This is a genomic window from uncultured Candidatus Kuenenia sp. (genome assembly GCF_900696675.1).
GTDB lineage: Bacteria > Planctomycetota > Brocadiia > Brocadiales > Brocadiaceae > Kuenenia > Kuenenia stuttgartiensis_A.
Window position 1 is genome coordinate 1 of sequence record NZ_CAADGZ010000042.1, and the last position, 25493, is coordinate 25493.

General features: G+C 39.6%; 21 protein-coding genes and 1 pseudogene. 6 read left to right on the forward strand and 16 right to left on the reverse strand.

From position 1 onward, the window contains the following. Positions 1-166: 166 nt before the first annotated feature. The 3 genes and pseudogenes from QZT26_RS08185 (at position 167) to QZT26_RS08195 (ending at position 1371) form a co-directional block, all read left to right on the forward strand. A complete protein-coding gene (locus QZT26_RS08185; protein WP_295101579.1) occupies positions 167-520 on the forward strand; it encodes a hypothetical protein in 354 nt (117 codons plus the stop codon). 9 nt (positions 521-529) lie between these two features. Next, positions 530-646, forward strand: a pseudogene (locus QZT26_RS08190) (integrase); the annotation flags it as partial. 587 nt (positions 647-1233) lie between these two features. Further along, positions 1234-1371: a hypothetical protein gene (locus QZT26_RS08195; RefSeq protein WP_295101581.1), complete on the forward strand. Its 138-nt coding sequence runs from the start codon at positions 1234-1236 to the stop codon at positions 1369-1371. A gap of 212 nt (positions 1372-1583) precedes the next feature. On the opposite strand, the gene QZT26_RS08200 is transcribed toward QZT26_RS08195, so the two are convergent. Next, positions 1584-2183, reverse strand: a complete 600-nt coding sequence (locus QZT26_RS08200; protein ID WP_295101583.1) for a hypothetical protein — start codon at positions 2181-2183, stop codon at positions 1584-1586. 647 nt (positions 2184-2830) lie between these two features. Here QZT26_RS08200 and QZT26_RS08205 point away from each other — a divergent pair. After that, positions 2831-3142 (forward strand): hypothetical protein, encoded by a 312-nt coding sequence (locus QZT26_RS08205; RefSeq protein ID WP_157820725.1) that lies wholly within the window; start codon positions 2831-2833, stop codon positions 3140-3142. A 146-nt stretch (positions 3143-3288) separates the two neighbouring features. Here QZT26_RS08205 and QZT26_RS08210 read toward each other — a convergent pair whose 3' ends face one another. The 7 genes from QZT26_RS08210 to nfi form a co-directional block, all read right to left on the reverse strand. Next, positions 3289-3591 (reverse strand): hypothetical protein, encoded by a 303-nt coding sequence (locus tag QZT26_RS08210; protein ID WP_099326656.1) that lies wholly within the window; start codon positions 3589-3591, stop codon positions 3289-3291. A 226-nt stretch (positions 3592-3817) separates the two neighbouring features. After that, positions 3818-4573, reverse strand: coding sequence for an amino acid ABC transporter ATP-binding protein (locus QZT26_RS08215; RefSeq protein ID WP_099326657.1), 756 nt, complete (start codon positions 4571-4573; stop codon positions 3818-3820). 92 nt (positions 4574-4665) lie between these two features. After that, positions 4666-6171 carry an ABC transporter substrate-binding protein/permease gene (locus tag QZT26_RS08220; RefSeq protein ID WP_295101588.1) on the reverse strand — a complete coding sequence of 502 codons (1506 nt, stop codon included), beginning with the start codon at positions 6169-6171 and terminating at the stop codon, positions 4666-4668. 6 nt (positions 6172-6177) lie between these two features. Continuing rightward, the gene (locus QZT26_RS08225) at positions 6178-6744 is read right to left on the reverse strand and encodes a flavin reductase family protein (protein WP_099326659.1); all 567 of its coding nucleotides are present in this window, start codon (positions 6742-6744) and stop codon (positions 6178-6180) included. A gap of 159 nt (positions 6745-6903) precedes the next feature. Next, positions 6904-8340, reverse strand: coding sequence for a mannose-1-phosphate guanylyltransferase/mannose-6-phosphate isomerase (locus QZT26_RS08230; protein ID WP_099326660.1), 1437 nt, complete (start codon positions 8338-8340; stop codon positions 6904-6906). Between the two features lie 36 nt (positions 8341-8376). Next, complete coding sequence (yvcK, locus tag QZT26_RS08235; RefSeq protein ID WP_099326661.1) at positions 8377-10074, reverse strand: YvcK family protein; 1698 nt, start codon at positions 10072-10074, stop codon at positions 8377-8379. Between the two features lie 168 nt (positions 10075-10242). Then, entirely contained in the window at positions 10243-10953 is a 711-nt protein-coding gene (gene nfi, locus QZT26_RS08240; protein ID WP_099326662.1) for a deoxyribonuclease V, read from the reverse strand. A gap of 252 nt (positions 10954-11205) precedes the next feature. Here nfi and QZT26_RS08245 point away from each other — a divergent pair, with 252 nt between their 5' ends. Beyond that, a complete protein-coding gene (locus QZT26_RS08245) occupies positions 11206-11364 on the forward strand; it encodes a hypothetical protein (RefSeq protein WP_157820726.1) in 159 nt (52 codons plus the stop codon). A gap of 651 nt (positions 11365-12015) precedes the next feature. On the opposite strand, the gene QZT26_RS08250 is transcribed toward QZT26_RS08245, so the two are convergent. The 4 genes from QZT26_RS08250 to QZT26_RS08265 form a co-directional block, all read right to left on the reverse strand. After that, positions 12016-13410, reverse strand: coding sequence for an ammonium transporter (locus QZT26_RS08250; protein WP_230405656.1), 1395 nt, complete (start codon positions 13408-13410; stop codon positions 12016-12018). Between the two features lie 318 nt (positions 13411-13728). Beyond that, positions 13729-14175 carry a P-II family nitrogen regulator gene (locus tag QZT26_RS08255; RefSeq protein ID WP_099326665.1) on the reverse strand — a complete coding sequence of 149 codons (447 nt, stop codon included), beginning with the start codon at positions 14173-14175 and terminating at the stop codon, positions 13729-13731. 39 nt (positions 14176-14214) lie between these two features. Then, a complete protein-coding gene (locus QZT26_RS08260; protein WP_099326666.1) occupies positions 14215-14646 on the reverse strand; it encodes a hypothetical protein in 432 nt (143 codons plus the stop codon). A 340-nt stretch (positions 14647-14986) separates the two neighbouring features. After that, positions 14987-16381 (reverse strand): sigma-54 dependent transcriptional regulator, encoded by a 1395-nt coding sequence (locus tag QZT26_RS08265; protein ID WP_099326667.1) that lies wholly within the window; start codon positions 16379-16381, stop codon positions 14987-14989. Between the two features lie 226 nt (positions 16382-16607). On the opposite strand from QZT26_RS08265, the gene QZT26_RS08270 reads away from it, so the two are divergent. Further along, positions 16608-16976, forward strand: a complete 369-nt coding sequence (locus QZT26_RS08270; protein ID WP_099326668.1) for a hypothetical protein — start codon at positions 16608-16610, stop codon at positions 16974-16976. Positions 16977-17005: 29 nt separating this feature from the next. Here the strand turns inward: QZT26_RS08270 and QZT26_RS08275 are convergent, their stop codons facing one another. From QZT26_RS08275 to QZT26_RS08290, 4 genes are all read right to left on the reverse strand, one after another. Further along, positions 17006-20200: a PAS domain S-box protein gene (locus QZT26_RS08275; protein ID WP_099326669.1), complete on the reverse strand. Its 3195-nt coding sequence runs from the start codon at positions 20198-20200 to the stop codon at positions 17006-17008. Between the two features lie 9 nt (positions 20201-20209). Continuing rightward, positions 20210-21829 carry an ammonium transporter gene (amt, locus tag QZT26_RS08280; RefSeq protein WP_295101595.1) on the reverse strand — a complete coding sequence of 540 codons (1620 nt, stop codon included), beginning with the start codon at positions 21827-21829 and terminating at the stop codon, positions 20210-20212. Between the two features lie 304 nt (positions 21830-22133). Beyond that, positions 22134-23066: a bifunctional methionine sulfoxide reductase B/A protein gene (locus tag QZT26_RS08285; RefSeq protein WP_295101596.1), complete on the reverse strand. Its 933-nt coding sequence runs from the start codon at positions 23064-23066 to the stop codon at positions 22134-22136. Between the two features lie 507 nt (positions 23067-23573). Beyond that, positions 23574-25379 (reverse strand): helicase-related protein, encoded by a 1806-nt coding sequence (locus QZT26_RS08290; protein ID WP_295101597.1) that lies wholly within the window; start codon positions 25377-25379, stop codon positions 23574-23576. Positions 25380-25493: the final 114 nt, after the last annotated feature.

The window sequence follows — 25493 nt, forward strand, 5'->3', positions numbered from 1 at the left end:
CCAATTTGCCTGGTCGTTTTGTGAAACAGGACGAACGGTAATTGAATGAAGTAGTTCGTTGTGTGTGTTATCGATTGGTGTTGTATGCTGGTTCATGCCCTATAATATAAAATATTTTAGGGGGAATATCCACGTTTTTTTACATATCTTTGTATATTATGTGCTTATGGAAAACTTTGACAGCGCCATGCGTAACGGCAAAGGAGCGAAAGACCGGATAACGATGCTTCCTGAATTGCTTAAGAAACCACTTCAAGACCATTTGCTAAAGGTCAGAACTGTCCATGAGAGAGACCTTGCCGAAGGCTGGGGACGGGTACAGGCCCGATGCTTTGGATCGCAAGTATCCCAACGTGCCAGCAGATTGGCGCTGGCAATGGGTCTTTCCGCAGTAGAACAGATGGAAAAACACGTAACAGTTCACCCCTTCTGGTTTGTTCCAGTATTTGAAAAGGACACACCTCTCTCAAGAAGGGAATACAAAAAGTCCCCTCTTGGGAGGGGATTAAGGGGTTGGTGAACTGTTACTGATATTCGCACCATCCAGGAACTTCTTGGCCACAAAGACGTCAGCACAACGATGATCTACACCCTTGTCTTGAACAAAGGTGGTCACGGCGTCCAAAGTCCAGTCGATAGGTTGTAGGTTAGTTTATACAGACTGTATAAACCGGAATGAACAAAAGCAAAAAAATACACAAAAGCTTTATAAGAAATAAGTTACAATGCGTTATCAGAAGATAAGGCAACTTCTTATATATACTGAAACAGTCTGTATTTGCAGTTTTATACAGACTATATAATCATTGTTATGCTTCCCGGACATCACTTCATGGAACGACATCGTGACAACTATCTTGTCTTCCGCAGCCATTAGTGCGGGTCTTACAGGGGCACTTTTCTGGCTTTTCCGCCGTTGGATTTCCGAGCGCCTTAAGAACGCCATTAAGTTCGAATATGACCAAAAACTCGGAAACTTCAGCGCATAACTATCCCGCCTGAGCGAAGATCGAACTCGAAAGCTTGAGCGGCTTCTCCGCCACTACGAACAATAGACAACCGCATGCTTGCCTGGTCAACCGTTTGGAGGTGGCTGCGTTTCTTTGGCTCACTGAAATACACACTTCGCAACGCTTTTGACCTCATAAGGTTATATAATTAATGAATGTGCGCATGCATATCGTTCACTTGTAGTATGGGGAAAAATGTGTTTGGTGGGAAAAGGTCTATGGCTTGGACATACTTCTTGCACATCTGGAAAATACCCCAGAACAGATTAAAAAAGGGGCATTATCTAACATCCATATTTATAAAACAGTTGGAATATTTAGAATAGACGTCATTGAAATGATAGGGAAAAGCGGCAGGTAGAATCATTTGGGGAATTTTAAATTATTAATTATAAACCGTTGCAATCAATCTAAAATTCAAAATCTCAAGTTCCACAAGTGGCTGCAAGAATAGAAAGATATATCACCACAAAATTACAACGTCTGATAATGTATATTATGTTGTGTTTATAATGGATTTAAGTCGAAACTACGTTCTTATGGCATATTCGCACCTATTTAAACAAATTCCACTTACTTTGTCTTTTTCTGTGTTTTGATTGTCTGTTTTGTGTCTATCCTTTTTGCTTTGCGCAATTCACGCAATGCAAGATAGAATTGCCTTTCCAGAGATGATTCATATTTCATTATTTCGCTCATCTTATCTTTTTCTTCAATAATTTTTAATGCCTTTAATTGTTGCAATTCATTTTTTGTTCTCTTCTTAGATGTGAAAAATCCCTGTTCATATTCCTGAATACCGGAAGAGGCATGTTCAATAATCTGCTTCTCTATATTTAGACATCTTTTCATCCGCCATATACTAGAAACTATCCTGTCAGCGAAAAACGACTCAATTTCGTTTGAAGGTTTAAACTCCTTGTCTATAATAGCTCTCAAATCATTAAGGTCGTCAATGTTTTCACCTTCGATTAATATTTCATTACTAAATATATATTTTCTAATTACAGTGCTTTTAGGTACGGAGCCTTGTTCTTTTTCTGTAACTTCTTTTACAACAGTTTTTGTAGTTGGTTTTTTAATGATAGTATCCATAATCTTTTCTACTTTACCTTTACTGCCATTCTTCCTACTTTTTTCCTGCAAAACGTTTTCTTTTAATATTGCCGACATAAATCATCCTCCAAAGTAAAAATTAATATCTATTTTACGTAATAGCATGCCAATACGAAAGATACACACATACAGGAAGTAATATCTCATATTTGCTATTAATATTCAATAAATATTTTATCCCCTAATGCATATATGATCATAACTTATTATATTTCCACGGTATGGAAAAAGATGAAAACTAGTATAGCGTTTTATTAAAATATCTACATTGATACCGTCATTGTGAGCGACAGCGAAGCAATCTTAAGTCTTTTGGAAACAAGAGATTGCTTCGTCTTAACGAAACGATGTAATAGTTGATGCAATTATTCTGTTTATACTGTAAGGGTTCACAAATAGAGATTTCTAAATTAAATTTAACTTTTGTTGACATAAATAGTTATAGCATTTGTGAAATCACATTTTGTGAACTTCTTGAGTATATAATAGATTATATTACATAGGTATTGCATAGTTATCGCCAAAGGTATTATTTATAATATACGTTGCCGGATCTTGATTTACTGATGCACTACGGTTACTATACTATAGTCTGTAATCTGGTTTTAATAATCACTGGACGGGCAATCGTAACTTAATACGGATGCGTCTGACTAATGACGTTTACATTTTACTGGGAAAATGGTTTTTTTATGGAGGGACATGTGAAAAAAAAGGTTGTATTTAGCATATCATTGAGGGATCAGGATAATATTCCCGTACAGATGAAGAACAAATTATTAGATAAATTTAATGAATTTGGCATTGAACCGGTTGATATAGGTTGGAATTTTGGAATAACAGACGCCTCTGACCTGGGATTGACAAAATATTTTACAAAAATAACTTACCAAACCGAGGGTAAAGAGGTCGATGATACGAAGGCATACACAAAAAAACTATATGAAACAATTGAAAAAACATTTACTGCTCTCAATCCTGATTTAAAAATTCAAAGTTATGAAATACAGGATTGAACAAACAAGGTTTGCAGTTTTTGATTTATTAAATTGATACAGGGCAAACATTACATAAAAAAACCCTGACAGGGTTTGGAACCCCTGTCAGGGTTAATATGCAAAATACTATCAGACTTATTTATTGAAGTTTTTTAAAAACCTAATCAATGTTGCTCTTTCCTCTTTTCGCATTTTTCATCATTGCAATATTTGCATGGGTCCTTTTTAAATGCGGCCGCACACCCCTCGCAACAAAGCGTAATTGATTTTTCCTCGCATTTTACAATGACTGCTTTTCCCGCTTCATTTGCTTTACCACAAACAGCACACTTTGCATTAGTAATTTCCTCGGCGGTTGCCTGTTTCGTTCCGCAACAACTTGATGCAAGTGTCGTATTTACCGCATTATAGGTAACTAAAGTAAATACAATCGCCAATACTCCGCAAATTAATCCAATACGCTTCACAAATTTGCTCCTTTCTCGAACTTGACATGTATAAAAATTACAATAAACGATGAGCCTTTCTCCAAATAGACCCACCAACGATTATGTAAAACAATAAATTTACTGAAAATGTTTCAACATTTTAAAAAGGCCGCATTTTACCTAAAAAAATCATATTAGTTTACCGCCGAGGGAGCCAAGAATGCAGAAAAAATAAATAAACGGTAAGCGGAACTATTACAAAAGATCATACGGTAAAATGGCTGAGGAATTCTCTCGTACGAATATTTTGAGGATTACAAAAAACCATTTCAGGGCTTCCGGACTCGACAATCTTCCCTTTTTCCAAAAAAATTACCTGCCGGGAAATGCTTTTTGCAAAATGCATTTCATGAGTCGCAATAACCGTTGTCATTCCTTCCGATACCAATTCCCTTATGACTGCAAGGACATCATCTGTCATTTCGGGGTCTAACGAGGATGTAGGTTCATCAAAAAGCATTGCTTCAGGTTTCATGGTAAGGGCGCGCGCAATTGCAACGCGCTGCTGCTCTCCACCCGATAACTGGCCTGGGTAGCTCTTTGCTTTTTTTTCCATACAAACCCTCTGAAGCATGCCCATCGCCCTCGATTCGGCTTCAGGATGGTTAATCCCCAAAACATGTACAGACGCAACCATTACATTATGCAAAACGGTCATATGCGGGAAGAGATTAAACTGTTGAAAAACCATTCCGATTTTTCTGCGTATATCTTCTACTACACCATTGTTTTTTTTATAGCGGTAATCAGGTTCGAGCGTGCCGTATATGGTAAGCTCGTCAACGGAAATTTTTCCCTTTTGAAAACATTCAAGTCCGTTGATACAACGTAATAGAGTGCTTTTCCCGCTTCCCGAAGGGCCTATGATTGAGACAATATCCCCTTTTGCAATATCAAGATGAAAACCTGTGAAAAGAGGCTCGTGGTCGTATTGTTTTGTAAGGTCACGAATTTTAATCATTTAAAATAGTGCTGATGTATGGGCGAAGCATTTGTGATAACTGGCATACATGCGTTCATGCCCGAAAACGCAAATGCTTCTCCCCTACAGTTTCAAAAGACGTTTAGCCTTTTCTCCAGTCTTCTGGAGTAAAGAGAAAGCGGATAACTCATCCCAAAGTACAACAAAGCGGTAATAATCCCCAGTTGAAAGAATTTCATAGAAGATGCCGCAAGTATGCTATAACTTTTAGTAAGCTCTACTAACGCAATTACCGAAACCAAAGAAGAATCTTTAAATAACGATATAAAATCGTTCGTAATCGGAGGCAATGTAATCCTCAATGCTTGAGGGAAAATAATCTTTTCAAATGTTAACCGCCCCGACATGCCCAATGAAAAGGCCGCCTCTGTTTGGCCTTTCGGGATTGCCTGTATGCCCGCTCGGTAAACTTCCGCTTCATACGCCGCATAATTCATCCCCAGCCCTAAAATGGCTGCGGCGAATGCCGACACGGTGATACCGATGTTGGGAAGCCCGTAATATAAAATGTAGAGTTGTATCAGGAGGGGTGTTCCGCGATATACTTCTATATATACGGTAGAAATTTTTTTAATCCATGTATTGCCGTACAAACGCATGACTGCCAATACAATTCCTAATGAAACGGCAAGCATCATAGATAAAACCGAAATGCCAATGGTAACTAACGCCCCTTTTAATAACGTTGGTACGAAGGTAGTTACTATTAAAGGAATTCGCTCTTCAGGTGATGGCGGATTTTCAGCATATTTTTGCAATAATCCCTCATGCAAATAAAGTTTTTCCTGCGCCGCATTCCAGAGTCCCCATTTCCGGCATATTTTTTTTATTTCACCCGTCCTTAAAAGTTTTTCAATGACACGGTTTAGTTCTTCCACTAACGCAGCATCTTCTTTCCGTAAGGCAATGCCATAATATCCCTCCCCTACCGGTCCCCCTACCAATCTCAATTGGGGATTTGGCTTGGCGTAATAGGAAGCAACAGGTAAGTCCACAAAAACGGCATCCAGGCGGTTATCCAGTAAATCCTTAAATGGTTCTACCTGTCCGCTGTATATCTTTATGGTCACGTCCCCCATTTTTTCAAGCATTTGTTTTGCAACGGTATTGTACAGTGTTCCTACCCGTTTACCGTGAAGATCTTCAAATGTATTGATTTTGAAGTCAGAGGCACGGACAACAATTTGTTCGCTAAAGACAAAATATGGACGTGAGAATAGCACGGAGTGCTGTCGTTCGGGTGTAATTTCGATACCATTCAATGCAATATCGAAATCGCCGCGTTGGAGAGACATGAGGATGCTATCCCATTCATTCTGAAAGTAATTTAGTTTTATCCCAAGTTCTTTTGCAATTGCTTCTGCAATTTCTACTTCAAAGCCGATATATTTTTTCGGATGCCTTTGATCTGGAAATACATAAGGAGCCCCCCCATCCGCATCAAAACCCCATGTTAATACGCCGGTCTGTCTGATCTTTTCCAGCGTATCCTGTCCGGCGCAAACAGTATTGTACGGATGGAGTATTGCCAGAAGTAGAATTGATATAACCGAAAGTGTGAAAAAGTGTCGTTTCATAAATTTTTATATATTTTTTCCTATAGAAAATGCCTTGCCAAGGCAGCTTCCAATGCCGTAATATGCACGTGTTTCAGGGGCATATATCATAGGCCGGATCTTTTCAATATCAGGCACGCCGTCATTGTTTAAGGCTGATTCTTCCGCCTTAACATCCATAATCTCTCCGATAAATTGCGTGTGCAATCCTATTTCGAAGGTGTGAAGCAGTTTACACTCCAGAATAACCGGAAATTCATTTATATACGGTGCGTCAACAAACTCTCCCTTGATGGGAGTAAGTCCGGCAGCAGAAAATTTATCCACATCCTTACCGGTAACAACGCCAAAATAGTCTGCCTGCTTTGCATATTTTTCAGACGGAATATTAATCGTATACGCCTGCCTTTCAACAATACAATTATACGAATATGTCGCTTTTCTCAGTGAGATGGCAACGCATGGCGGACTCGAACAGCATATGCCGCCCCATGCTACGTTCATTGCGTTTGGTTTGCCTTCTTTATCATAGGAACAAACAATAAATACGGGGGTTGGGTATGCAATAGCTTTTGCGCCTAAGGATTTTTTCATTATTACACCTTTCTATAATAACAAATAACAACCGAAGTATTTTTTCCAAAAAATCAAATTGTCACTATTTTTGTCGTAGTGTAGGGGCAAAGCACTTGCTGTAAATTGTCATAAATGCGTTCACACCCAAACGGGCAAATGCTTCTCCCCTACTTTTTTTTATTTGTAGGTTGTATACCGGACGATATCATCTTCACCTACATAACTCCCAATCTGCACTTCTATAACTTTTGCAATTTTGTCCGTGGGATTGTGTATCCTATGTTTGGCATTCTGAGGAACAAAGACGCTTTCATTTTTCTGTATTTGCTTTTTTGTATTGCCTATATATATATCAATTTTCCCCTCAACAACATTCCAATGTTCGCTCCTGTATTTATGTTTTTGCAATGAAAGAGTTTTTTGGGGATACACACCGATTTCTTTTACCTTGTAATTGTCTTGCTCATGCAACACCGTATAGTACCCCCACGGCCTGTACACTGTGCTGCCGGTCTTTGTGTGTTGTAGTCCTTTTTTATTTATCGCCGATACGAGTTCTTTTACATTATCCGAACAACCCCTTTTAACGATCAATAAAGAATCCGCAGCATCAATCGCCATTACATCATTCACACCTAAAAAACAAACAAGCCTGTTGTCCGAATACGCAAAGCAATTCTTTGAATCAAAAAATTCAGCATCTCCAATGGTAAAATTTCCCTTTCCATTGGTATAAAACTGTAAATAACTATCCCAGCTTCCCAAATCCGACCATTTAAGATTAAATTTGATCAATGCCGCATTTTTTGTTTTTTGCATAATCCCGTAATCAATAGAATCTGCCACTATGTTTTCAAAATTCCTGCAAAATTCATCATACGTATATTGATAATATTTGTAGCTTGACGGTGAACATGCTGCGAGTTCTCCCAGGAATGTTTTTTTATTAAAACAAAATATCCCGGAATTCCACAACCCCCCTTTTTTTATAAGTAATTTGGCTTTTTGAATCGAAGGCTTTTCTACAAATGTATCCACCAAATACCCTGCACCGAACTTTCTTTTCAGGAGAATATATCCGTATCCTTCCTTGGGGAATGTCGGTTTCACCCCAAATACAATAATTTTATCCTGTTCTGTGAGTGTTTCCGCCTGCCGTATGCATTTTTCAAAATCGTTCACCGGTTCAATTATATGATCGGACGGCAATACACATATGAGTTCGTTCTCATTTAAAATAGTTCTACTCTCAATATATTTTAACGAGAGCATTATGGCTGGGAGGGTGTTTTTGGGAACAGGTTCTAAAATAATATTTTCCTTTAACAAATTCTTGATTGCATTTTTTACTCCAGGCAATAATTGAATCTGATTCAAAACGGTAAACTTATAACTTTCATGAGAAACGATAAAAATGTCTTTTGGGGAAAAACATGGCAAAAGCCTTTCTATCGTTAACTGAAACAAAGACAATCCATCCTTAAATTCAACAAATTGTTTCGGGTGGTCTTCTCTGGATAAGGGCCATAGTCTGGTTCCTTTTCCCCCAGCCAGAATGATTGCCTTTCCGTTTATTTTATCTGTGACAATAACAGTCTTTGTTTTTTTGTTCATCTTATCGTTATTTCTAAAAAAATCCTGACTACTGTATTATTTATATTTTACCATAGGTAAGTTGGCATATACTCTTAATACGGCATCTGCGAGTTTGTCCGGATCATGGCGAAGCAGATCCTGTTTTTCCCAGAGGATACGTTTTTTATCAAAATCTTCTACCAAATCCGCTTTTTTTATATTTATGTTTAATCCGTGCACACCATTGTCAAATTCCGCCAATTCAGCCCCTTCTTTTTTGTACCGGTCAAGAATCTCTTTTTTGGGAATTTTGTCATTAACAATCACATAATCAACCATGCCATCAACAAGATATTTATTAATTGCCTGAATATGATCCGATACTTTATATTTATCCGTTTGCCCTGGTTGTGTAACGATATTACAGACATAAATTTTTACTGCATTGCTGTTACAAATAGCGGTGCGTATTCCGGTCACCAGCAAATTTGTTATAAGGCTTGTGTACAAACTGCCTGGGCCGATAACAATAATGTCCGCGTTGAGAATTTCTTCCACGGCTTCCGGCAATGGTTCGACATTTTCATTTTTTAAAAACACCCTTTTAATAGGAGACTTTCCCACGGCACGGACATTAAACTCTTCTTCTACATAAGCCCCATCTTCCAATTCTGCGCATATGTGTGTATCATTAAGCGTTGATGGTAGCACTTTTCCCCTAATATTTAAAATCTTGCTGGCCTTTTTTATCGCCAGGTCGAAGCTGCCGGTAAGGTCAGTTAAAGCGGCCATTAATAAATTTCCCAGACTCATGCCATTTAACGAACCCTTGTTGAATCTGTATTGAAAAAGCTGGTATAATTCCTGTTCCTGTTCTTCAGTTTCCGACAAAGCTATGAGGCAATTTCTTGCGTCGCCCGGGGGGAGAATTCCAAACTCTTCTCTTAAAATCCCGGAGCTTCTTCCTGAATCAGTAACGGTAACCATCGCCGAGAGGTGTTTGCTGTACGTCTTAGCGCCTTCAAGCATAATCGGCAGACCGGTTCCGCCGCCAATTGCGACAATCTTGAGATTATCAGGGGTCTTACCGCTATTGTAAAGTTGAAGAATCGTAGGAATCTGAAAGATGCGTTTTATTTTATAGTCCGGTTTATCGCATTCGTGTATTGGTTGTTCCAGTTTAAATCTTCCATGTAACATCTGTATCGTAATCAATCCGAGGGACTTTGCAGCCCTTAATTCATTCCGCGTCCTGTCGCCCACCATAACCGCTTCGTTTGGATTTAAATTATGTCTTTTGAGACAATCAAGTATGCAGTCTTCCATAAGCATACCAATTTCCTGGTCATTAATGATAATTTCACTAAAACACGATTTCAAACCAAGTATTTTGACCTTGTTTTCCTGCCTTTCATGCACCCCCACGGTAAGTAAAAACAGTTTGAATCCTCTTTTCTTTAAATCTCTGAGGGTGGGTATTACATCGGAAAAGGGGACGATCCCGGAAAGCTCGCTGCTATTGTATGCACGATACGCAATATTGATAAATTTTTTGTTTGCGCGAAATTTTTTTACAATTTCGTTAAACACGGGATGGTAAGGGCCATGCCTGGCGATAAGTTCCTTTTGTAATTGATATGCGTTCTCTTCCGTAGTGGGAAGTCCTGCCTCAACCATTGCTTTTGCTGCCCGTCTCCTGGAAGCGTCAATCAACAGATTTGTACAGTCGTACAAAGTATCGTCTAAATCAAAAAATATCGCCTTTATTTTCATACAATATCCTTCCTCATGAATATCTATTATAACGAAGTGTTCCTGTTATTTATAGTACTTAGTTTTTAATAAAAGAGTTACATCAGGTGCCTTTGGCAGCACTATATTCTGTTATTGATGTTAATGTAGAGACGCATCGCATGCGTCTCTACAAAAATATTGAATTTCCTATGTAATTGAAGAGATTCTTTGAGTTTTTTTTATGTTTTGAACGCGTAGTTTATTTACCAACAAATGTGCTTGCCGAACCGGTTCAGTAATGCGATACCCCCTGCATACCTTTAAAACAAACTGCGTTGCAAAAGAAAGGCTTGTCTTGTGCCCGACAGAAACAAAAATAGGATTTGTATTTAATTTTGTTCTCAATGCGACTCCTACCATTTTATCTTTATAAATGAGGTTGGAGTATGCGCCTACTGCATTTTCAACAGCAGAATACTCACCTACCAGACAGCTTTTTGCGCAACCAATGGCCGGTTTGTCTAAGATAAGGCCTAAATGCGATGCAAGACCTAAAAACCGGGGATGCGCTATTCCTTGTCCATCAAAAAGAATTATATCTGGTGCTGTTTTTAATTTCTTAAATGATTTAAGAAGTACGGGTGCTTCTCTAAATGACAAAAGGCCGGGTATATATGGAAACATGGCCTTTTCAATAGCAGTTGCTTCTTCAATCTTTTCAAGATTTTTATTACACCTAAAGACAATTACTGCAGCAAATACAAGATCGCTATATTTATCGTATGAAACATCGGCGCCCGCTACCGTGCATATTTTACCGTGATCTTTTTTTAAAATTAATGCATTGCTCAATTCTCTCTGGATTTGAACAGCTTTCGCATAATTTTTCGTCCACGGATGTATTTTTCTTATATGCATTAAAAAGCTGGATTTTGATCGCCACCGAAGTGCGGAGTTAAAGGATGTGAAATTTGTTCCCGACGCCAATCGGGAATTTGTGTCGTACTCATAAAAGTTGAAGCTTTTTTCAAAAAACTACCGTACTACAAAACATTGGTATCAATTACAATTCTCATAATGCGGTATTATATACAACAACATAAGTTTTGCAAGAATTTTAAGACATAACTGCTCGAATTCAGAGGTGGATGTGGGGCGTGATGAATGCTAATGAATATAAGAAGGGCGAACAAATCGTTCCGGCGGACAGTAAACAACCTCCGGGCGGGATGGCTTCGGACAATAGAGGCGTTTTCAGGTGAAAAGCCTAAGGTAAAACAACTGGCATTGTTTTCGGATTACCGTGACGAATTGTCCATAATAACCTGAGAGACCCTCCAGATACGGCTAGACAAAATGAATTGTGCCGTACAAGTGAATGGAGCGCGTACTGGTTGGGATTGTATTTGTGGGATTCCTGGAGCCGGACACATTTTGGAAACAGCGTTTGCCATCAAGTCGTAATGGGACAAGCAGACTGAATATTCTGCTTTGTCTAAGTAACGTCTGGCAGTGTATTGCGCAAAAAGAAATATCCCACAGTACCAGAAAACAACGACCCTGCTATTATACCAAGGAGTTCATCGAACATCCGGCTGCGGATTTTTTCCCGCAAAGATTTGTAGCCGGTTTAAACAAAATCATTCAAGGCTCCTTTAATTATCAATAAAAAATTATCTGCGCAGTTGTATAAAGGCGACCGTCTGTTTATTCAAAAGGAAGCACCCTTCCCCCCTTATAGCAAAAGTAGAGAGGGGGCGGAGGGTACTACTTAAAACATTTGCATACTCAAGAGACTCACGATGTTTGATTTATAGACAATGTCATACAGGTTCAACACGAACACGGCCCTTCGGGGTTAGAAATAAAGATAAAGTGAAACTTTCACTCTTGCTTTCTATTTATCCCCAAAAGGCCGTACCTCCCTGGTATCAATTTAAAATTCACATTTAATGGGCACCCTGTTTTGCAATATAATTGTTACCCCTGGTTGACAAGCTCACCCAGTCTAATATGCTTGCGCATTACAGCATCGATATCCTCCATGTATCTCCCGTCCGCAGGGTAACACTGAGTACCATGAATATGCATGTCCAGCCCGTCAAGCTCTTCTGCTTCAGATACCCTGATACCGATGGTATGTTTTAGTCCAAAGAATATGACGAAGCCCAGTCCACCTGCCCATACTATGGCGGTGGCGAAGGCGATGAGCTGGGCAAGAAACTGCTGGCCGGAACCAACGATCAGCCCACTTACTCCTCCATATGAACCGTCGGCAAAAATCCCTACGGCAAGAAGCCCCCACAACCCATTAGCGCCGTGCACAGATACCGCACCAAGGGGATCATCCACTCTAAACTTACGTTCAACAAGCCACACCGAGCCGCACATCAACAAACCGCCAACTAACCCTATAATAACGGCAGCCCATGGCGCAATGAACGCACATGGCGCCGATACAGCTACAAAACCTCCCAGTGCGCCATTACAAGCCTCCGCTATATCCGCTTTTCTAGATTTCCAGTAGGTATATAATACGACAATGACAGCGCCTGAAATACCGGCAAGGAGGGTATTGGCAGCAATAATTGAAGACCGTAATTCCGATATTGCGAGGGTGCTGCCAGCATCATAAGCAAGCCACCCAAAGGCTAAAACAACGGTGCCAATAAGTACATAGGCAATGTTGTGTCCATGGATATGGTTAGAAGAGCCGTCCTTATTAAATTTTCCGATTCTCGGACCTAGCGCCCATGCACCCATAAAGGCACAGATTCCACCAATTGCATGGACTACTCCAGATCCGGCAAAGTCCTTGACTCCCACCCCCAATTTTAACTTAGCAAGCCATCCTTCGCCCCATATCCAGTGGCCGTAGAATGAATAAGCAAATGTATACACGAGAAGCCCTGCGATTAAAAAGGCGGAAAACTTAATCCTTTCTGCAACAGCGCCGGCAATGATGCTGCCAATAAAAGTGGCAACAACCGCCATGAAGGTAAAGAGCAGAATGGTCTTTACATCATACGTATCTCCTAAAAGCATAAAGCCGCCATAACCTATAAAGGGATTACCTTTATCAAGGCCTGACGCCAAGTGAGAACCGCCGAACATAAATGCAAAACCAAATAGCCAGAAAATAAAGACTCCCGCCGTTGTAGCCATAAAGCAATGAGCCATGTAGCTAAGCATATTTTTGGAGCGAACAAGCCCGCCAAGCAGCATAAACCCGGCCTGCATAAAGAGAATAAGAAACGCCGCCACCAATATCCAAACAAAGTTTCCTGAAGTGCTCAAGCCTTCGAAGCTTTGCGTGAACGTGAATGCGCCACTGGGATCGCCTGCCTGCACACAGTTTGCCCATAGGAAAAACATAGTAACGCTGCAAAAAAGGACCAAGCCAAAGCGACTCATCTTGATCCTGCACATATTCTGCATTTTAAATCTCCTTTATATACATAATGCTATAAATAATTTAGCATATACTCAATCAGACTGAAATCACTGGTTTCTGACATGCGCATTCATTGCCTTCTATACTCAATCAGATTGAAGCCGCTGGCTTCCGTCTGATTGAGTATATATTGTGTAGCATATGCCCGTTTACAAACTTTTCTATCACTAAACGCGTATATTTTATACGTTACTTTTTATTTAATCGTAGAGCGTTGTTTAAAATCTGACGATGTTTTTTTACTTTGGAAAAACTTCGTTCAGGGAAGCACGCTCTTTTTTGAGACTCTCAACAGCCTTCATATCCCCCGATTCTTTTGGAGATAATTTTACAACCCTTCCGTTAGCGCTAATGGCATTATGACCAGTTTCGCCCGTGCGTATGCGACAGGCTGATTCCACATGAGTCACAAATACTTTTCCATCGCCAATAACCCCTGTTTTTGCCTCTTCCATAATTATTTTGATTGCCGTCTCCAATTCTGCTTCCGGGACTACAACCTCGAGTTTTATCTTTTTGTGTAAATCTACCATATATTCTCTTCCACGCCATACCCGTGTCTTACTGATTTCACTTCCTTGCCCTCTGATTTCAGTAACATGCATTCCCATTATTCCCGTTTCCTGCAACATAGAACTAACCGCCATAAAACGTTCAGGGCGAATAATTGCCTCTATTTTTTTCATTTTATTTCCTCCTAATAATATTCCTGTTGTAGCTAAAGATTAAGGGCAGACGTCCACAATCTTTAAAACCTCACTTTGTCTCGTAAGTGGCGTCCCTTCAGAAAAAACGTGTTCCTGCTTTGGCGTCAATGATACCCATCTGCCATCTTCCGTTATTATATCTTTTTTAATTATGCCTGACTTTAACCGCAACGCATATTCGTATTCACAGTTATTTCCATCTTCTTCATGTAAGAATCTGCTTATGTTCCGCAATGCATCGTCTACTGCGTTTTCTTCTAAGACAACTTCTATCTTTACATTCTTTATTATATCTACTACGTACTCGTCATCGCGCCAAAAGACAGACCTGGTTGCTATTTGGTCTTGATCTTTTATATACGTCTTTATTACCGGATGTCCAATTTCTCCGAAATAATTTTCTAATATCTGTACGGCACCTGGCTTTATAAATGCGGATATTTTTTTCATTATTCATTCCCACCTATTCTTTAAGAAAGTGTAAAAGACCTAATGGATTAAGTTGTAATAACCTAAGCGCAACTGCAGTACCAATAGTATAAAAAAATAAAAAAGTCGCTAAGAAGTTTTCTAAGTGGTTTCAAATATAAGATTTATTTGCAGAAGAGCTGTGCTTCAAAAGCAAATATCAAATATATACTTTTCGGGCAATAACATCTTAAAAAAGGGTAATATTTAATGTGAAAGAGATATAAACCTGTAACACGTAATTGTTTATAAAAAAATCGGGCATGAATGGCATATTCGGGCGTTTATGCACCAAAAGAATGAGTTTTTACCCTGCCACTAATTAATCCTTGAAGGTATCCTTGTTTATGTTATATTTCTTCATTTTCCGGTAAAGGGTTTTTGCGTCGATACCGGAAATCCTGGCAGAAGAGTCAATTCGTCCTTTGCATTGTTTTAAAAGTTTCATTATATACAGGACTTCGCACTCTGATAAGAAGGTTTCCATGTCGATATTGGTAACATGGTCATTAGGGGTATTAACGAATGCTTCTTTCTGTTGTTTTTGGTGGAGTATTGGCATATCGACCTCGTTAATTATATTGTCTTTTGCCATAATTACTGCCCTCTCTGTCAAGTTCTCGAGTTCCCTGACATTGCCAGGCCAATGGTATGACATCATGATATTAAGGGCATTTTGAGAGATAGATTTAATATTTTTTTTAAACGCTTTATTATATTTTTCGATAAAGTGCAATACAAGCAAAGGGATATCTTCTAATCTTTCTTTCAAGGGCGGCAATTGAATGGGAATAACATTTAAACGATAGTATAAATCTTTTCTGAAACCCCCTTCTTCCGATAAGTTATTGAGGTCTTTATTAGTGGCGGCAATAACCCTTACGTCAACCTTTATTGTCTTATTTCCGCCAATCCTTTCGAAAGATTTCTCCTGCAATAACCTGAGAAGTTTTGTTTGCATAGAAAGAGGCAAGTTCCCCATTTCATCAAAAAAAACCGTACCTTTGTTTGCATGTTCAAACTTGCCTGTCCTCTGTTTTACAGCGCCGGTGAAAGCGCCCTCTTCATGTCCAAAAAGTTCTGTTTCCAGCAGCGACTCAGGCAATGCACTGCAATTTATGACGACAAAAGGAGCATCTTTCCTGCTGCTGTTGTGATGAACAGCGTGCGCTATAAGCTCTTTACCTGTGCCCGTTTCCCCGGTTATCAGTATCGTAGCGTCAGTGTCTGCCACCTGCATGATCAGGTCATATATTTGCCGCATTCTGTGCGACCCCCCTATTATATTGCCAAAGCTAAACCTCTCTTCCAGTTCCTTTCGTAATGCCCTGTTTTCTATTATCAGATTTTGTTTTTCAAAGGCGCGTTTGATGACCAGTCTCAACTCCTCTGCAGAAACTGGTTTCGTGAGATAATCATAAGCGCCTATCTTTATCGCTTCCACAGCAGTTCTCACGCTGCCATATGCAGTCATCATAATCAAAAATACTTCCGGATATTCAAGCTTTAATTGTTTTAATAATTCAAACCCATCCATTTTAGGCATTTTAAGGTCTGCAATAACCAGATCATGCGGCGATTTTCTATAAATACTCATCGCCTCCAAACCATTAGACGCCGTACTGATCTCGTATCCTTCGCTGTCCAGAACACTTTTAATACTACCGAGGACGTATTCGTCATCCTCCACCACCAGTATCTTTTTTTCCCCAACCATTGGTTAATAATCTCGCTCAAAATTAACAAAGAGGCTGTTTTTAGCCGTTTTTCGCAAATAAAAGACCTATTTCCGCCGCTATTTAAAAACAATATTTAATACGTGATAAATACAACCTATTGCAGTGCAATATGTTATACCGTTGAGGTGTTTGTTGGCACACCTATTGCCCTATGTTGTAGTAGAACTATTAGAATTCATTTTAAATATTTACAAGGAGTTTACTATGAAAAACATTAAAAACGCCGGTTTTGAACAAAGCATTTATTCTGAACCAGAGGTAATAATAGATAAAGTTGTTGACAATAAGAGATACCGGTTTTGCAGGTTTCCCGCCAACGAGAATCTCTATAAGGAAATAAGCAGCATTGCCAGGCGCTGGAGAGACGGAGAAATATCTCAAACAGATGCCTCCGGGTTGCTGGAGATTGCTTCACTTCCCTACGAAAGATGGATTTTTGATATGATTGCCGACCTTGCCGAGGAGACGAAACACCTTGAATATATTGCGGATGACAATGACTATAAGGGTGTAAAGGCGATTGCCTTCTTACAACATGGCAATGAGAGATCATATAATATCCAATATAAATAAAGCCCTTGCATACTGAATCATAGCGGAAACTATGCATCAGTTTTTAAAATCGGCAGTAGTATCTGAAAAGTGGTTCCCTCATTAAGGGTGCTTTTGATGCCGATCTTTCCGGCGTGTTCCGTTATAATATTGTAACATATCCATAAACCCAACCCTGTGCCGGTCCCTTTTTTCGTGCTAAAAAAGGGCTCAAAAATATTTGGCAAATCTTTTTCCCTTATTCCGCATCCGTTATCGGCAAACTCAATCTGTAACTGATTGTTTTTTGCTTGTGCAGTTATATTAATAGTTCCGCCGTTTGGCATTGCGTCAAGAGAATTGAGTATAAGGTTTGTAAACACCTGTTCTAATTGGTTGGAATGGCATCTTATGCAGGGAATATTTTTGTCAATCGTTTGTTTTACCGTTATTTTTGACTGAGAAAGTTTCTTCTGTAATAAATTCACGACATTTTGTATGTGATAATTAATATTATGATCGCCTTTTTCTTCCATTATATGCAGGTTAGAGTCTAACAAACTCCTTACAATTCCCGCTATCCTGTAAATGCCGTCCATGACGAGTTCCACATATTTCCTTTTCTCATCCTTCTCCCCCATTCTCTCCAGCAACAATTGCAGGTAATTAATAATGCCTTCCAGCGGGTTATTGATCTCATGCGCAACGCTTGAGACGACCCTGCCTGTTGAAGCCAGCTTTTCCGCCTCTAACAGTTGCGATTCCAGACTTTTTTCCGCCGTAATATCCCTGTAAACGGACCTGATGGCGGTAATTCTGCCATTATCATCACAAATATGATTATCGTTCAGGCTGACGTCTATAATGCATCCGTCTTTTTTTATAAGTTGTAGTTCTGGTCCCTTTACAAGCTGTCCGCTCAAACGTTTGGGTAATAATTTTTTCATTACTTCCCTGTTTTTTTTCGTTTGAAAATCGAAGATATGCCTTCCTATAAGTTCCTCTTTTTTATATCCTAAAATCTCTGCGCCTGTTTTATTGCAATTGATTATAATCCCGTTTTCATCGTTTGTTATATAGATATCCGGAGCATTATCATAAAGGTCTTTGTATCTTTTCTCAGACTCCCTTGTTTTTTTAAATAATCTGGCATTTTCCATGGCGATGGCCAACTGTATGGCAATCTGTTTCAGTAGTGTAAAATGTTTTTCAGAAAAGCTGTTTTTTTTTGAACTTCCAAAGTTAATCGTTCCGATAATATTGCCTTTGTATTCAAGCGGGAAACTGAGCCGCGACATTATACCTTCTTTGAGCAACAGACGATCTGGCTCAAAAGCGCTTTTTGAAGTATCTCTCACAATAAACGGCCTGCCGGTAAAAGTTACCTGCTCTAACAAGCTCCCTTCTTTTCTGAGCCAGTCATTTTCGCTAATTGCCGTGTAATCATACGATTTGTCCATGGCGGCAACCTCAACATTTTGTTTTTTTTCATCAATCAAGGCAATGCTGACCCTGTCAAACTCCATGACGCGCTTCAGCTCATTACTTATTGACCTAAATAGCATATCCGACATAAGATCAGAAGAAACAATCTTATTAATATTGTATATAATTTCCTTCTGATGTTCCATTTCCCACATTTTGGTAATATCCTGAACCAGCTCAAGCACATGGGTAATATTTCCCTGAACGTCTTTGATTGGTGACCCAATAAAGTGGTAATATTTCTTCTCGTTGTCCCTGCCAATTACCAGCTTTTTTATTTCTTCTCTCTTACCGCTCATAAATACGCGTTTTGCAGTGCAGTCCTCCGTGGAAGCATTGCCGCAGCCAAAAATTTTATTACACGCATCATTTTTAAAACCATATACCATTCCAAACTGTTCCACGAAGGGTTTGTTGCCCCACGTAATCTTCATTTCTCTATCGATGAGGCATAAGTATGCGCCTATTCCGGTCACTATCATATCGAGTTTCTTTTCTTCTCTCTCCAGTTCCGCACGTGCTTTTTCAAGGTCGTTCAGCATGTACAATGTTGCTTCTCTAAAGTCTGACAATTCATTTATAAGTTTTTTTGTATGCCTCATATCCCTGGCAACGCCGACAACATTTATCACCTCTCCATCGCTGTTACGCATTATACGCCCGCAAAAATTCACAGGGATATCTTCTCCTTTATGCGTATGATACATAATATCGTAATCCTTTAATACATCTTCCTTCCAAAGATCACTCCAGCTCCGGTTCGCAATGGGGTTGTCTTTGTCTCTCAGGATCATATCTATATTATTGCCAATTAACTCCTTTTCTTCATACCCTAACAGATCGAGCATTGATTTATTTACGGTTTTTATCCTGCCATGTTGGTCTACCACAACCAACGTATCGATCATGCTTTCAATTAAATTTTCCACATAAGCCTTTGACACAGTAGTCTTCTGCATATCTTCTGTCATTTTGTTTATAGAGGTAGCCAGCATTCCAATTTCGCCCCCTGAGGAAAGATGTATCCTCTTGTCAAGATCACCGTCGGCAATGGCGGCCATTACACGTGATATTTTTGAAATGGGGCTTGTAATCAACCTTTTTGTCAATAAGTATGTAATAAAAACAATTGCGGCAACAGAGACCAGTGCAATACAGATAAGTATTATTATGTTTGATTTCACGCTTGCATGAATAAGTCTTAATGGCGCTATGACGCTTATCGCTCCCCACAAATTGCCCTCCTTATATGCCTCATTCTCATGACCGGGAATGGTTGTTTTTCCTGCATGCCCTCCGTGGCATCCGAGACAGGACTTCTTCATATAGAGTGGGGCAATATAACGAAATATTTTTTCATTATTTATGCCAAACGACTCACCACAATACGCATCATGTGGTTTCTGTTCTTCCATGTTTTTCAAGACGGCTTCTTCCAAATCATCCGGGTGGTTATCTGTATTTATGTGTTTCAGTGCTATCAGCCGAACCGTGTATGGTCTGTTTTCGTTGATGGTGTTGGAAAATTCCGCGCAGATTTCTGAAGGGTGCAAATGTATAAAAACCGTATTGCTGCCAGCGCGGCCAGTATTGAAACTATTCTGAGCCTCTGCTAAACGACTGTGGATCATTTCTATTTGCTTAACAAGAATGTTTGCATGTTTTTTTATTTCGTCTTCCAGCAAATAGTCTTGCCTTTTAATGATCAGTGTAAAGCTTACCCCCAGTACCAGTGGTACAAAAAGGCTGATTGATAAGATATATTTAGCGCCCAGTTTCATAGATTATATTTATTTTGGTTTTTTTAAAGCGTAAAGGTCTTCTTCCATTTTTTTCATCTTTAATTCCCTGCCGACAGCTACTTTTGCAAAGTTCTCCAATTGTTCGGCTTTTTTCTTGAAATCATCCCGCGATTTTTCCAATTCCGAGGTTCTTTTCTTCACATCTTCTTCAAGATTTCTCTTTATGTCCTCCAGTTCCCTTGTTCTGTCTTTTATTTTGTCCTGTAATGCCGCATTCAAGTCCTGAACTTTTGTGATTTTAACAAAGTCAAGCCATGATGTGACGTCTGCATATTCACTGATATTTAATCCCTTAACCTCTTCTTCGGTGCTGATTCTAATGCCTACCAGTTTCTTCATACACCAGAAAAATAAAAGTCCCAATGAAAAAGCCCAGGCAAATGCCACAATAATTCCCAGACATTGCACGCCAACCTGTAAAAGGCGGCTGAAGTTTGTCATTGAAAATGCAGACACGGGAGTAAACAAGCTAACGGCCAGGGTGCCCCAGACGCCGCAAAATCCGTGGACGGGAACCGCCCCCACCGGGTCGTCCACTCTTAATATCTTTTCGATAAAATCCTTAGCCAATATTGCGATGATGCCTGCGCATAATCCAACTATACATGCATATACGGGGCTCACCCTGCTGCAACCTGCGCCAATGGCAACGATTCCCCCCATGATTCCTAAAAGTATTTCTGCGGCGTCCAATGTTTTGTTTTTCAGTTTTCTGAAAACTGCAGCAGCAACACCCGCTACCGACCCAGACAAGGTTGTATTGATAATTACCAACCCGATGCTGGTATCAGCCTGCAAAAGAGCCCCTCCGTTAAAACCAAACCAGCCAAACCACAAAAAAAATGTACCTATTGTGGCAAGTGGTAGATTGTGTCCGTACATCCTGTTCACGGTGCCATCAGGATTAAACTTTCCGGTCCTCGGCCCCAGCACAATGGCGCCCGACAAAGCAATCCATCCGCTTACAGAATGGACTACCGTAGAACCGGCAAAATCTATAAATCCGAGCCTTTCAAGCCATCCATACTGCTGGGTATGCAATAAATGTCCCCATGCCCAATGGCCAAAGACGGGATAAATCAGGCAAACAACAACAATGGTCGTACAAATATGAGTTAACAGTTTTGCTCTTTCGGCATAAGCGCCAGATGTAATAGTGGCTGCGGTACCTGCAAATACCAGTTGGATAAAAACAAAGGCATATCCCAGGGAGGTTAGATGAGTATCAATACCATATAACAGAAAATTACTTATGCCGATATAGCCGTTATAGCTCACGCCAAACATAATCCCAAACCCTACGATAAAATATGTTATGGAACTTATAAGAAAATTCAATATATTTTTTATGGAAACGCTTATGGCATTTTTTGCCTGTACTGAGCCAGCTTCATATGCCGTAAAACCCACCTGCATGAAAAAAACCATGCTGGCAGCGACAATAATCCAGATAAAATCAAGTTTTTTCTGGATTATTTGCAGGGATGTTTCCTCATTTTCAGCATAAACATTATAATGCGGGTAAAAAACTAATGCGGTCGCTATAATGCAGGCAAAGATAATTATTATTTGCCTTTTGTGCCTGTTATCGCCTTGTATGTTACTCATTCTGCGCTCCCTTGTTTTCTAAGGAATTATTTACAGTATCATCTTCATAATTCAGTATTATTCATTTGTTTTCTGCTCATCTTTTCATCATGCTGGAATATTCGGCACGATGGCAACGATTCTTTGTATGATAATACTATTTTGGGGATTTCCAAGTTTTGCGTGGGGCAAGTTATCGGGTTTTTTAGATGAACGTGTAGACTTAAAATGTTTTGATGTGATTTTCGTATTCATCATTTGACAATAGACAATCCTGCCAAGTCGGACAATCATCAATCATCCCATCCGGAACAAATCATTGCGGCTAAAAACGCTTCTGATAAAAATGGCAATAGGGTTGTTTCCCGGTTTTATGATAATAGCCCTGATGATAATCCTCGGCAAACCAAAATTGCCCGGCCTTTTCCACGGTGGTGGCTATTTTGTAGCCTTTATCCTTAAGAATATTGATCAGTTTTTCGGCAGTTTTCTTTTGTTCCTCTGAATTATAGAAGACGGCGGAACGATACTGGTAGCCGATATCGGGTCCCTGACGATTGATCTGAGTGGGGTCGTGGATTTCAAAAAATAAACGTGTAAGTTCCTCATAGGAGACAATGGATGGATCAAAGACCACTTCTACGGCTTCGGCATGGCCTGTGGCTCCCGAACAGACTTCCTCATAGGTAGGATTCTTCTTTGTGCCGCCGATGTATCCGGAGGTAGCTGAAATAACACCCTCTTTGTCCCCGAAGTAATGCTCCACACCCCAGAAACAGCCGCCGGCGAAGAAGGCCTTCTCCGTATTCACGACCTTCGTCTTTTCAGCCGATATGAAATTCAGTGAGAGAGAATTCACGCAGTGGCGGGTGTTCTTTTTGGTGAGGCCTTCACCCAAAAAGACATGTCCGAGATGGGCGCGACAATTTTTGCAGACTATTTCAGTACGTATGCCATCGGAATCGAGGTGCCTTTCCACGGCGCCGGGAATTTCTTCGTCAAAGCTGGGCCAGCCGCATTGGGCGTCAAATTTATCATCGGAGCGATACAGAGGTGCGTCACAGCGCTTGCAGGTGTATGTGCCCTTTACATCGTGATAATAATATTTTCCGCTGTAAGGGCGTTCAGTGCCTTTGTGGACGATAACGCGTTCTTCTTCGGGAGTTAAGGGATTGACCTTCATTTTCTTATCCTGAGCATTAAGGTTTAGGGTTATGAACAAACTTAAACTAAAAAAGAGAATGATTTTCTTCTGCATACTATTTTCGCTCCTTATGAAATTTTCCATGCCCAAATGGTCAGCTTGCCCCGATGAAGCCGGATTTTAAGCCAACCAGAGGGAAACGATAAAGGGCTGCTGGTTTTGTTGTTTTAAGGGTGACGCATCCGGACTCCCTCCCCTGCCGGAAGAATTATACGGTTAAAAGGTAGAAAGAATATCAAATATTGAACAATGAATAAAGAATGCCGAAGGATAAGAGAACTTCGTAATTCGAAATTCCCTGAAGGTTGTTGAGAAGGGCAACCGCTAATGAACAACAATGAACGTGAATCTTCATTCAAAATTCAAATAATTTGTCTCGCTTCAATCTTTCCTAACATTTTATTATTCTTCTTGCTGAAGCATGAGAATAACGCATGGACGGATTTTTCAGAAGGCTAAAATGTTACAAAATTTTAAATATACCCAAAATATTTATTTTAACAAAGTAATGTAATAAACTTAAAGAACTGTTTATTCTGCAATAGACTTTATCTCCTGCAATCAGTTCTTGTGCTCAAACGATTTTGTTAAATGTTCAAAGCTCATATTCACCATTACCGCATTATGTGGAATTAAAACATATTTCCAGGGTTTCCCTCCATTGGAAATAGTAAAATCTGTAGCAACCTTACAATACTCTAAGGCTGCCTGGGCTTTTCCCTGAACATCTTCCGATTCAATATCTGCCTCTTTCTTCGTTTCTATAAGATAAATAGCATCTTTTGTTTCCACGACAAAATCAGGGTTGTATTGCCTTGAATTGTGCTTCCAGTATAGGTGGAATTGATTAGATGCAGGCCTTAGCCACTTAAGAACTACTTTGTCCTGCTCTAAAATGACTGCAAAATCTTTTTCTGTCTTGGAATCAAATTTATACAGATTGTGGCATGCTTTTTTGAAACCACTAAATACCTTATTAGGAATGGCATTGGTTGGAGTGATTGTCTCGGTAAAATGATGAATGCAGTCTTTCGTGTATTTTGAAAAATTATGTTCTTCAATCCTTGTAAAAGGCTTTACCATTGGCTTTTCATAGCTTGGCGCTTCACAGTAAAAATGTTGCTTCATCTGGGAATAAATATAACTTCCAATCTCTTTTTTGTGAAATTGCACAACATTCATCAGTTTATCGTCGTCAAGATATGCCCTGAATTTCTCAATTGCCTGACCAGTTAATCTAAAAAGCAATTCAGTCTGTTCGTCATAATCTATTTCAGGGTAATTCATGAGTTCATTAACAATGATATTTTCCGGACCGTCATGTATGCCCCTGCCCTTCCCGCTTATAATATCAACACTGTTTTCCTGTTCACGGAGCTTTTTTACTAAAATTTCTTCCGACACCGGTTGGTAATTGAGACTCCTGGTATCAAGGTCAAAATCCTTAAAGCCCGACCTTACTTCATTGCTTTGCTGAATGGTGATTCTTGGAATTTCTATTATATTCTGTAAAAAATCATGTACCACCGCTTCATAGGCATCCTCAACTTCTTTTATCATCTCTGCAGTAAATAAATTTTTCTGAGGAGTACTGTAAATCTTTTGTTTTATTCTTTCTACAGCTATTTGTTTGATTTCTGACCTTGTCAATTCATTGACATTGGTTACGGTATTGTTTAGTCCCGGAAGTGTTGAAAGAATCGTCTTTCTGACTTCCAAGTTAATCTGGGCTTTTTGTCTCTGTTCAGGCTCAACAATAAGCCCAATCTTCCTTTGCTCTTCATCAAATTTTTGTTCAACGTTTGAAATGGAGGTAATCACCTCTTTTTGCCCAGTAATTTCCTGTGGATCAATTTCTATAATATTCTGCCTTTTAATAATAGAATCGGGTTGATTGGCTGCGTCAATTATTTCCTGAAATTTATCATGGGCTACTATGGTAAGTTTGTCCACTTTATCAACACCCGTTCTCTTGCTATATGGCAAGCGTAAACCCCTGCCAATAGTTTGTTCTCTTAAAGTCATAGACGTAGCCGTTCTTAATGGGATAATCGTATAGAGATTGGTTACATCCCAGCCTTCTTTGAGCATATTCACATGAATTACGATTTCTATTTTATTATCAGGATTTTCTAACGAAATTAGTTTTTCAATATTTTCTTCTTTTTCTTCCCCTGATTGGTTCGAGTGGATTTCCATTACCTTATCGGCATAATAACCTTCAAAAAATGCGTTTGAAATGATCAACTGCTTTAATTTGCCGGCATGGGTTGTATCCTGGGCAACAACCAGCACAAAAGGCTTTATCGTTTTTACTCTATTATCCCGCGCATAGATATCCAAAGCCACTTTCGTACTACTATCCATCAATTTCTTGTTTTTTATGCGTGTTTTTCATGCCGCCATTTCCGTAAGTGCTTTAATATCAAGGGCTGAAGCGGTCATCAGTGAACAAGAGAACTTCTGGCCTTTCTCCGTCAA